Genomic DNA, 9,813 nt, shown 5'->3' on the forward strand with positions numbered 1-9,813 from the left:
CCTATCATTGCAGTCAGAAGTCCATGCCGGCTGCCGGCATCGGCGGGAGCGGTACATCCTTCTTCGGCTTCTCGGCGACCATGGCCTCGGTGGTGATCAGCAGGCCGGCGACCGAGGCGGCGTCCTGCAGCGCGGTGCGAACGACCTTGACCGGGTCGATCACGCCTTGATCGTAAAGATCACCGAACTCGTTCGTTTGCGCGTTCCAGCCATAGCCAAATTCGGTCCTCTCGCGCAGCTTGCCGACAATGATCGAGCCTTCGGCACCCGCGTTCTCGGCGATCTGGCGCACCGGCGCCTCGATCGCGCGGCGAACAAGGTCGATGCCGTGCCTCTGGTCGGCATTCTCGGTCTGCGTGTTGTCCAGTGCCTTGACGGCTCTCAGCAAAGCGACGCCTCCGCCGGGCAACACGCCCTCCTCGACGGCCGCCCGCGTGGCATGCATGGCGTCGTCGACGCGGTCCTTGCGTTCCTTCACCTCGACCTCGGTCGAGCCGCCGACGCGGATGACGGCAACGCCGCCAGCAAGCTTGGCCAGCCGCTCCTGCAACTTCTCGCGATCGTAGTCCGATGTGGTTTCCTCGATCTGCGCCTTGATCTGCGAAACGCGGCCCTGAATCTCCGTCTTCGAGCCAGCGCCGTCGACGATCGTCGTATTTTCCTTCTCGACAACAACCTTCTTGGCACGGCCGAGCATATTGAGGGTCACGTTTTCGAGCTTGATGCCCAGATCTTCAGAGACTGCGGTGCCGCCGGTCAGGATTGCGATGTCCTCCAGTATGGCCTTGCGGCGGTCGCCGAAGCCTGGCGCTTTGACAGCAGCGATCTTGAGGCCGCCGCGCAGCTTGTTGACGACGAGGGTTGCGAGCGCCTCGCCTTCGACATCCTCGGCGATAATCAGCAGCGGCTTTCCAGATTGAACACCCGCTTCAAGAACCGGCAGTAATGTCTGCAGGTTCGAGAGCTTCTTCTCGTGGATCAGGATGTAGGGTTCCTCGAGCTCAACCCGCATCTTGTCCGGGTTGGTGATAAAATATGGCGAGAGATAACCGCGGTCGAATTGCATGCCTTCGACGACCTCCAGCTCCGTCACCGCGGTCTTGGCTTCCTCGACGGTGATCACCCCCTCGTTACCGACCTTTTCCATCGCTTCTGCGAGGAAGCGGCCAATCTCGATGTCCCCATTGGCCGAGATGGTGCCAACCTGGGCGATCTCGTCGTTCCTGGTGACTTTGCGGGCGTTCCGCCGCAGTTCCTCGACCACAGCTTCGACAGCTTTGTCGATACCGCGCTTGAGGTCCATCGGGTTCATGCCCGAAGCCACGGCCTTCGCGCCTTCCTTGACGATCGCCTGGGCGAGAACGGTTGCGGTGGTGGTGCCGTCACCAGCGATATCGCTGGTCTTCGACGCCACTTCCCGCACCATCTGTGCACCCATGTTCTCGAACTTGTCCTCAAGCTCGATCTCCTTGGCGACAGTGACGCCGTCCTTGGTGATGCGGGGCGCGCCGTATGACTTGTCGATCACCACGTTACGGCCCTTCGGACCGAGCGTAACCTTGACAGCATTGGCGAGGATGTCGACGCCGCGCAGCATCCTTTCGCGGGCGTCGGAATGGAATTTCACTTCCTTGGCAGCCATTTTTCTACTCCTTCCTCAGTCAGCATTCCTTGTTGGCATAGGTCCGAATTGGCACTACGCCGCATTGCTCGCTGCGGCGTCGACCTCCATTACGCCCATCACCTCAGATTCCTTCATGATCAGACATCCTCGCCATTGAGCTTGATCTCGGTGCCCGACCATTTGCCGAACAGGACGCAATCACCCACTTTCACTTCGAGTGGTCGCAGCTGCCCGCTTTCATCGCGCGCACCAGAGCCAGCGGCAACGACCTCACCTTCCTTTGGCTTTTCCTTTGCCGTATCTGGGATGATGATACCGCCGGCCGTTTTTTCCTCGGCCCCGATGCGGCGAACCAGGATACGGTCATGCAAGGGACGGAACGTCATTTCGCTCGCCTCATCGACAACCAGATTTTTCAACAAGTGTTCCGCGCCGCATTCGGAGCGAAACCGACGCGGGACGCCGAGCCTTTCGGCATCGCGCGCATTTCGATCTGGTTCCTGTTTTTTGAGTTTCAAGAGAGGGTCAAAAATTTTTTAGCACTCTAGCCTGTTGAGTGCTACCGGCATGAATTCATGAGAGTATTTCACGTCGCGGGCGGTTTGGAGGGTAGGGCTGCCTCTTGACGCAAGGCATCATGATCCCCACCTTATTCTTGTCGATGCCCAAGTGGGTTGACACCAGTCAGGGAGCCCAAGCTTCTTGGCGCTCCCTCGTACCTATGTTGCTCTACGGAGGATATAGCTATGAGAACAAACCCCGACTTTTCCCCCTTCTACAGGTCGAGCGTCGGCTTCGATCGCCTCTTCGACCTGCTCGAAAACGCCAGCCTCAACAGGAGCCGCCGTCCCTAGTATTAGTTGATATCGCCGGCAAGCTCTACCATTCAATCCCCGTTGCAGCGCGATCGGCGCATCTATCGGCAGCGCCAATCCGGAAGAGCCCGCCGCTGAAGCGGCGGGCCGTGCTCTCCTTTTTCTCGATCATACATGTGCATGCGGGTTCCGCCGATAGTCCCAGAGTGCCCGGGCTGACGCGGCGGTGACGAGCACGCCGAGGACCACATGGGTCCACATCGCGTTCATGTTCGCCGCGAATTGAAGCAGCCAGGGCGAGACCATCAGCCAGGAGAGGATGCCTCAACCGCACCACAGCCTACCGCTCCTCCAGGCCTAAAAGCGGCCGCCGGAACAATAATGAAAAGCGAAAGCTGGCACCGTGCCGTCTGAAGAAGGCATTCTTTCGATGGGAACTGAATTCCCAGTCCGTATATGTTTGACGGGCCGCCTCATATGAGAACCGCCCGTCGGAAAGCTGGCAACTCCGTCAGATATCGTACCGCGAATCGAGCTCTCGCAGGGCAGACCGAACCTCATCGATTGAAACCGGCTCAGGCGTTCCTGGCATATGACGGAGAGCTGGCTTCGAATCTATCGCGTAAAAGTCCGAAGCCCACGCGGCAAGAATGGCCCGTTTATCATCGACAGAAAGTGCAGGAGCCTTCACCACATCCATTGGACGTCGAAACGGCGACCAGTGAGATGCTAGAACTTCCGGTCCGATGTTCACGGCAGTTGCGGCAATCTGCTTAAACATATGGTCCATCATCGGTTCACCTCAGCTTACGTGTGGATCCCGACTCCACCTCGGATAAGTCGCCGTTACCGGGTCAGTTTCCGGCGCAAGCAGGTCGTGTTTTTCCGCAAAGGCGGCAAACAACCCGCGTGCGGTCTCAGCTTCGATCTCGCCGCGCAAGGCAGCGCGGCATGCCTTGAGCGCAACCGAATGCGGACCATCCCTGAGCGATATCGGCCACTCGACTAGATGTCGGTAAGCGTCCATCACGCTTCTCACTTCCGTCGGGAATCCAATACCGACGAGAATACGCACAGATTTCTTGAACATATCGGGTTTCATAACTCTCTCCTTTCCAACCCGGTGTGCCCATGGGCGCCATCGGAGCGACGCCCATATCCGATGTTTTCGTTTACGCGGCGCTCTTGGCTCCGATCTGCGGCGCGGCGTCCGGCCGTCCAAGGGCGGAACCGCTTTCAATGCTGATCTTGCGCGGTTTCAATGCCTCGGGAATTTCTCGGACGAGATCGATGGTCAGCAGACCATTGCTCAATCCCGCTCCACTCGCCCTGACATGGTCGGCAAGCTCGAAGCGATGCTCGAACGGTCGGCCGGCGATGCCTCGGTGCAGATAGGCGTCGGGCGGAGAATCCTGCTTCTTGCCTGTAACGGTGAGAAGATTGGTCTGGAATGTGATGTCGAGCTCGCCCTCGGAGAAGCCGGCAACCGCAATCGAGATGCGGTAGCTGTCGTCACCTGTCTTGACGATGTCATAAGGCGGCCAATCGCTGATCGAACGGTCGCGCTGGGCGTTTTCCAGAAGATTGAAGAGCCGGTCGAAGCCAACGCTCGATCGGAAGAGAGGTGTGTAGTCATAAGATGTTGCCATAGCCATATCCTCCTGAAAGCAACATGGGTATGGAGCGCCGAAAGACGGCGCTTCCAGCATTGCCGGCCCTGTTGTCAGCGGCTGGCGGCAGATGATCTGGTATTTGTGAAATCCGGCTTCAAGTGCTGTCTTACAGAATTTTCGCAAATCTCAGTGCAGCTTGAACTCACCTTCAATACGGCGCCATTCGTTCGGCCGGATCAGGCACTGGTGCGTACGAACGGAATGCAGCGGGCCGTCGAGATGACTTGCCAGATTTCTGTTACGCAGTCAGTGCTAGCGGCAGAAGGCTCAGATCGGCAAAATCTTGCGCAAGCGACAGAAGCCATCAAATCGGACGCAGCCTATGTCGATAGATATCGCGACCATTAGACGTATTGCCCGCCTTGCCCGTCTCGCACTCAGCGAAGACGAGGCTGAAAAAATGTGTGGCGAGCTGAACGAAATTCTGACCTTCATCGAGCAACTTTTGGAGGTTGATGTCGAAGGCATCCCTCCGATGACCTCGGTTGTGCCAACAACCATGAAAATGCGCCAGGACGTCGTGACCGAAGGCAATCATGCCGAAGAGATCGTGGCGAATGCACCTCTCAGTGAGCGCAACTTCTTCCTGGTCCCCAAGATTCTCGAGTAAGCACAGACAGCCTCGGGCCTTGGAGCATTTCACGGCCGGCGATCGCCAAACGATGCGCCCCTTTGCGTGGCGCGTGTTAGCGGCTTGAGATTTCCGGCCCACATCCGATGCTTCGAAAGCTTGCCGATCTCGTTTGTGATCGAATGATGTGTCATGGCGAAGGTCCTGTCGTTTTGCAATTAATCAGGTTCTTCCTCTGACCAGGGCCCCGAACCCAAGCCCCGCCTGAGTAAACGTCATGCGCGCCGCGACGACACATACAAGCCGCCGCAATCTACTCGACAGCGCAAACCCCAAACAAAAACCCGCCGAAAATATCGACGGGTTTGTCAGCAGTCTGAGCCCGCCGCTGAGACGGCGGGCCGTACTCCAATTCTCGATCATGCGTGGGCATGCGGGTTCTGCCGATTGTCCCAAAGCGCCCAGGCCGACACGGCGGCGACGAACGCTCCAAGGACCACGTGGGTCCACATCGCGTTCATGTTCGCCGCGAATTGAAGCAGCCAGGGCGAGACGATCAGCCAAACCCCGAGTACCAGGCTCAACCACTCTTCCCACTCAGCAAACGCCGACAGAGCGGCAACCGCCAGAGCGGCGAGCAAGATTCCGACAATCCATGCGTTCCACGCCGGTACGGTTTCACCGGCGAAGCCGAGCACCCAAGGTGAGACGAACAGGGCGACTGCGAGAACCAGATTGAGCCAATCCTGTGCTTTCTTGCTTTCCATCAGTCCATTTTCCATGACAACCTCCACGAATGAAGCTTGATCGACGGTGTTCACGCGCGCTGTGAACGCGCGCAAAACGATGTAATTTTGCGAAATTCGATCTTCAAGAGCCGGATTATCTCCGTGGGCTGCGGCAACCACGACTAAGGCGATTGTGATCGACTGCCTTCCCAGATCGACGATCTTCGCGTAGGCGAACAGTGGCAGAACACACCGTTGGAGGAAGGCCCGCGACGAAAATGGGACATGCGGTTGCCAATCCGCCGACGAGAGTAGGAAAATTTCAGCGTGCAATCGGATCGCGGCAAAAGGGGGAGGTACCAGCCGCCGCCGGGATAAACTTGGTGCGGTGCCTATGGTTCCTCACACCCATGACGGTCACCGGATGCGCCACCCTGACCGGAGCCGCTCGCCGGCAGCCGAGCGAGCTCTTGTCACCCGGAAGGCCGGATTCGTTCCAGTGTTGGACACGCTGAAGCGTAATCTCGTTTCATGCCTTCAACATCGTCGCTCGCTTCGGCGATGAGCCAGCTCTTTTTCAACTCGCCGGTCAGTTCGAAAGAGCGCGGCCATGCTCTCGAACCCGCGGTCCGCCCCGGACCTTTGAGTTTGCATAGAAGCGCGGATGCATAATGCGCGCTCTACCCCTTGAACTCGCCAAGCCGCGAAATAAATCTTCGACGGGCGCCATCCAAAAGCGCTTTCCTTGTTGAAAACCAACGAATTCAGTGAGGTGGAAATGCACACGAAGATGTTTGACCGACCAGTTTACCTGCGTGAAAGGAAGGATCTGGTCCTCGAAATCACAAACCTGGACGACGCGATCGATTTCCTCGAGGAGTGGTCCAAAGGAGATCGCGATATCATTCATGACGCGACGCTGAAGACCTGCTACCTGGCACATGACGGCCACAAACCAGTTCAGGTGGCGCGCGACGCGCTCCGCTCCTGCGCACAAGAAGGGCATCCTTGTGAAAGCTCCTGCGGTGTTGCCGTGGATGATCAAGGCCAAGCCGGGCGGCGGTCGAGTACGCCCGTAAACCGGCTTTCGGGAGTGGGGGGGCCGCGCTCGCGGTCTCTCTAGCTAGCGCGGTAAGCAGCGCTTGTTGCGTGGTTTTCAAGGTAGGCTGGCGCGGGCGGCAGTGAGCCTGCCTCCGAATCCGCTTTCCTCCCATGGAAGTCATCGATAGCGCAGGGCGTCAACCAGTAGTAGCAGCGCGAAGGCAGGCGATGCCAGGCGGCGGCTCGGATAGGAGGGGTGATATCCAGGAAACGAGGGACACCAGTCCGCTAGCACCTAGATGAACCGTCCTTTCTTCACGAGCGGACCCAGGTGGTCGCACGGCAGGCAGGTAGGCCGCGCCCGTCGAGGGCGGCGTCGAAACGACGTCATTTTGCGGAAACTGATCTTCAAGAGCCCAATTGTCTCCGTGTTGGGGCAGCCAACCATGAATGACGAGATCTACGCCCCGAACCCTCCGCCCGCACGGTGGCCCAGGGGCCGTAAAGGCGAACATGGGCCTGACATGATCAACCGAAATGCCCGAACATCGCGTCTGGCGCCTCTATCAGAACGCTTTAAGGGTGATGGCGAATTGCTCCTGTGCGCCGGAGCGAATGCTCGAAAGGCTGGGGCACTAAGAAGTGCCCCAGCCCGGCCATTCTAGGCAAGCGAGCGTTGACCGCCGGTACCTGTCTTCGTTCCGGGCAGTCCATCCGCGCCTGTCGACATGCCCGCATCTCGGCAGGCGTCAATAAACGCTTCGCGCGCGATGGCGACTGGCGTCATTCGGTTTAGAGCACGGCGGCACGTTTGAACCGCCCGATTGTATTTTCTGCCGCGATAGATGGCCCAATCCCCTTCGAGGAAATCGAGCACGTCGTTGACAGAAGCGAAGACCTGGGACGCCCCGTCCTTCATGTGAACGGTGACGGGAGTCATCCAAACCAATTCCGGGTTGAGCATGATGTCCTCCTTTCGCATTCAAGCCGGATGAAAAAGAAGTGAAGAAGATATCGGCCCGGACAGAGCGGATTTCAAGACTTCCAAACACCTACCGCACGGTCGACGTCGACTGACGATCCGAGCAAACAGATCGCCGCCCCCCTCAACACACCCGGTTCACGGCGTAGGCGCGGGGTATCCTTGCCACCGCCTTAACAGTTGACGATCTTCGCACAGAAGAACCGGTCGGGAGGAACCCTGACGAAGGAAGAGCCCCCATTGACAAGCACCAGTGCGCCCACGTCCGATCACCAGCCGACGCGACGGCAGCCGTGTGTGTGCGCCGAGCGACTGCCGAGCAAACCTACTCGGCCAGCATGGCGAGGTTGGCCGTTGAAATTGGAAACCACCACGAACCGCAGCGAGTTCCAGGAGGCGATCGAGAGCATGCTGGAGCTGGCCCAATAGGTTCTAGGCTGTGGACGCGTGGAGAGCAAACGAGCTTGTTCTCCATGGGAGCGATCTCGCTGCGTCCGTTCTGATCAAGCTATAATATGATCATAATCGAACGCCCGCGGCGCGCGGACATGTGGCATTGCGTGGCGCGTGCGTTGATCGCAGGCAAGGTGATCAATACTGCCGCAAATAAACTTCTTCGCTGCCGACACACTGGGGCATCCGCGCGGGACACCAAGCGATCTTTAATCCGAGCGGCGGCACATTAAGCAGCGGCCTTCATCGCGCCGTTCCCGTTTTGAGTTTTTAAGATCGCCTAATGTATCGTCTGAAACGAAGCTCTTCGTTCTGGCCGCCATATCTGAGCGCTCGCAGTCTCAGCGGTTTGCCAGTCGCACTCCCGGACCGCCGTCCGGTCCAGGGCCGCTTTCGAATAAGATAACCCTCGATCTTCGTAGACGCGTTTGGTTGCTTCAGGACGCGCAGTGGGTTGGTTGGGGCGATTGTCCCTTCGATCGAGCAATGCCGATGCCTACCAAGACCAGGTTTCCCTCGGATCGCGCCGCTCGACGGCATTTTCTTCCGCGCGATTATCGTTGAGACGGCTGCCGGACAAATCACGTTGACAGTTGCGCTCTGAGCCTGCTCGGCGTCTGTCCGTAGGTTTTTGCGAATATTCTCGAGAAGTGCCCAGCGCTCTCGAAGCCGACTTCAAGGGCGATCTCGATCAGCGACGCATCCGTCTGGGTGAGAAGATGTTTGGCACGTTCCAGCCGAAGCTTTCTGTAGACGAGTGCAGGCGACATCTTGGCCCATTCCATGCCCGGACAAGCATCGAGGCAAGCGATGTGGACTTGGCGATCCGTTATGGGACCGGCACTTGGTTGGACGGTCAGGCGGAGCTCCTGTTTGAGGACGAAGTTTTCCGATTTGCAGCGCTGATAATCTACTCACGGCCGACCCGATCCGCACACCGCAAGATCTTGTTGGTCATCCCCTAATAACGAGCGATATTGACGATCCCACCTGGACAGGTTGGGACGAAGGCTTGCGGCCTTTTCAGTGAAGGCGCCGAAAAAGGCCCGCGGCCTGCGATGCAGCTTCTACACGGAGGCCATTTATGCAGCAATGAACGGGCAAGGCATTGCGCTCGGATGGAATCGCCTGGTCGCTGATCTTATCCAGCAAACCCGCTTGGGTCCGCCTCACCGACGCGTCAATCCGCACCAGAGCGGACTATTTTGTTGTGGTGCCGGCGAGGAAGCCAAAAAAGAAAGCGGGCGGCTGTTCATTGGGTGGCTGCGCGAGGTCTCCAGGTAGCTTGTCGCCTCCCGCGCTGTGCTCTGCAAACAGATCCGATATTGGTTATGTGCCTTTCGGATCGCATAAAGTTTCGTCGAGAACCGCATGGGCCGGACCCAAGCCGCCTCGGGTCCCAGCTCGCTCAAGTGCCTCTGCCCGCCGGTTCTGCCGTGCAATCCGCAATCGTCCGCAGCGCGGGAAGCATCGGTCTGACGTGTTGAGGCCGTAACGCCCTCAACAGTCTTCGGACCTTCCTCGTTCACCCGAACCTCCCATGCGCATCAGCCGTTCAGCGCGTCCTTGAGAGCTTTGGCCGGCGCGAAGGACAACTTCTTCGCAGCAGCAACCTTGATCGTCGCACCGGTTGCCGGATTGCGCGCCTCGCGCTCAGGCGTGTCCTTGACCTTGAACTTGCCAAAGCCCGGGATCGATGTTTCGGCGCCGGATGTGGCGGCAGCGGTGACGGCGGCGAAGACTGCCTCGACAACCGCCTTGCTCTGGACTTTGGTCAAGCCATGTTCGGTCGCGATCTTTTCTGCAATCTCATTGGTTGTTGTCATTGTTTTCCCCTCATGATGACGCGGGAATTCTCGCCCAACGGGATCCCTCTTGTCATCTGGCGTCTCAGCGAGCAGGGCCTAAATCCGGGCGATTTCCACA

General features: G+C 58.5%; 10 protein-coding genes and 5 pseudogenes. 3 read left to right on the plus strand and 12 right to left on the minus strand.

Going from position 1 to position 9,813, the window contains the following annotated elements; all coding sequences use genetic code 11:
* Nucleotides 1–13 precede the first annotated feature (13 nt).
* Both groL and ACTJKE_RS36140 read right to left on the minus strand, forming a co-directional pair.
* A complete protein-coding gene (gene groL / locus ACTJKE_RS36135; protein ID WP_113514194.1) occupies nucleotides 14–1,642 on the minus strand; it encodes a chaperonin GroEL in 1,629 nt (542 codons plus the stop codon).
* A gap of 54 nt (nucleotides 1,643–1,696) precedes the next feature.
* Nucleotides 1,697–2,010: pseudogene (locus tag ACTJKE_RS36140) on the minus strand (co-chaperone GroES).
* On the opposite strand from ACTJKE_RS36140, the gene ACTJKE_RS36145 reads away from it, so the two are divergent.
* Nucleotides 1,990–2,172, plus strand: a complete 183-nt coding sequence (locus tag ACTJKE_RS36145; protein WP_156436956.1) for a hypothetical protein — start codon at nucleotides 1,990–1,992, stop codon at nucleotides 2,170–2,172. The pseudogene ACTJKE_RS36140 and the gene ACTJKE_RS36145 sit on opposite strands and share 21 nt — an antisense overlap.
* Before the next feature lie 435 nt (nucleotides 2,173–2,607).
* On the opposite strand, the pseudogene ACTJKE_RS36150 reads toward ACTJKE_RS36145, so the two are convergent.
* The 5 genes and pseudogenes from ACTJKE_RS36150 to ACTJKE_RS36170 form a co-directional block, all read right to left on the minus strand.
* Nucleotides 2,608–2,751: pseudogene (locus ACTJKE_RS36150) on the minus strand (SPW repeat protein); the annotation flags it as partial.
* A 199-nt stretch (nucleotides 2,752–2,950) separates the two neighbouring features.
* Entirely contained in the window at nucleotides 2,951–3,232 is a 282-nt protein-coding gene (locus ACTJKE_RS36155) for a hypothetical protein (protein ID WP_440639802.1), read from the minus strand.
* Between the two features lie 9 nt (nucleotides 3,233–3,241).
* Nucleotides 3,242–3,541 carry a DUF982 domain-containing protein gene (locus ACTJKE_RS36160; protein ID WP_058325132.1) on the minus strand — a complete coding sequence of 100 codons (300 nt, stop codon included), beginning with the start codon at nucleotides 3,539–3,541 and terminating at the stop codon, nucleotides 3,242–3,244.
* Between the two features lie 70 nt (nucleotides 3,542–3,611).
* Nucleotides 3,612–4,088 (minus strand): Hsp20 family protein, encoded by a 477-nt coding sequence (locus tag ACTJKE_RS36165; protein ID WP_058325133.1) that lies wholly within the window; start codon nucleotides 4,086–4,088, stop codon nucleotides 3,612–3,614.
* A 150-nt stretch (nucleotides 4,089–4,238) separates the two neighbouring features.
* Nucleotides 4,239–4,337: pseudogene (locus ACTJKE_RS36170) on the minus strand (protein usg); the annotation flags it as partial.
* 97 nt (nucleotides 4,338–4,434) lie between these two features.
* On the opposite strand from ACTJKE_RS36170, the gene gatC reads away from it, so the two are divergent.
* Nucleotides 4,435–4,722 carry an Asp-tRNA(Asn)/Glu-tRNA(Gln) amidotransferase subunit GatC gene (gene gatC / locus ACTJKE_RS36175; protein ID WP_060585941.1) on the plus strand — a complete coding sequence of 96 codons (288 nt, stop codon included), beginning with the start codon at nucleotides 4,435–4,437 and terminating at the stop codon, nucleotides 4,720–4,722.
* 380 nt (nucleotides 4,723–5,102) lie between these two features.
* On the opposite strand, the gene ACTJKE_RS36180 is transcribed toward gatC, so the two are convergent.
* On the minus strand, nucleotides 5,103–5,465 hold the full coding sequence (locus tag ACTJKE_RS36180) for an SPW repeat protein (protein WP_440639806.1): 363 nt from the start codon (nucleotides 5,463–5,465) through the stop codon (nucleotides 5,103–5,105).
* 724 nt (nucleotides 5,466–6,189) lie between these two features.
* Here ACTJKE_RS36180 and ACTJKE_RS36185 point away from each other — a divergent pair.
* Nucleotides 6,190–6,490 (plus strand): annotated as a pseudogene (locus ACTJKE_RS36185) (DUF982 domain-containing protein).
* A gap of 140 nt (nucleotides 6,491–6,630) precedes the next feature.
* Here the strand turns inward: ACTJKE_RS36185 and ACTJKE_RS36190 are convergent.
* The 4 genes and pseudogenes from ACTJKE_RS36190 to ACTJKE_RS36205 all read right to left on the minus strand — a co-directional run.
* A pseudogene (locus ACTJKE_RS36190) lies at nucleotides 6,631–6,747 on the minus strand (LysR family transcriptional regulator); the annotation flags it as partial.
* Nucleotides 6,748–7,113: 366 nt separating this feature from the next.
* Nucleotides 7,114–7,416 (minus strand): DUF982 domain-containing protein, encoded by a 303-nt coding sequence (locus ACTJKE_RS36195; RefSeq protein WP_440639799.1) that lies wholly within the window; start codon nucleotides 7,414–7,416, stop codon nucleotides 7,114–7,116.
* Between the two features lie 1,052 nt (nucleotides 7,417–8,468).
* Nucleotides 8,469–8,657, minus strand: coding sequence for a helix-turn-helix domain-containing protein (locus ACTJKE_RS36200; protein WP_440639797.1), 189 nt, complete (start codon nucleotides 8,655–8,657; stop codon nucleotides 8,469–8,471).
* Between the two features lie 777 nt (nucleotides 8,658–9,434).
* Nucleotides 9,435–9,788 carry an HU family DNA-binding protein gene (locus ACTJKE_RS36205; RefSeq protein WP_440693623.1) on the minus strand — a complete coding sequence of 118 codons (354 nt, stop codon included), beginning with the start codon at nucleotides 9,786–9,788 and terminating at the stop codon, nucleotides 9,435–9,437.
* Nucleotides 9,789–9,813 lie beyond the last annotated feature (25 nt).

Origin of the sequence: Ensifer sp. 22521 (assembly GCF_052044795.1) — a bacterium.
GTDB lineage: Bacteria > Pseudomonadota > Alphaproteobacteria > Rhizobiales > Rhizobiaceae > Ensifer.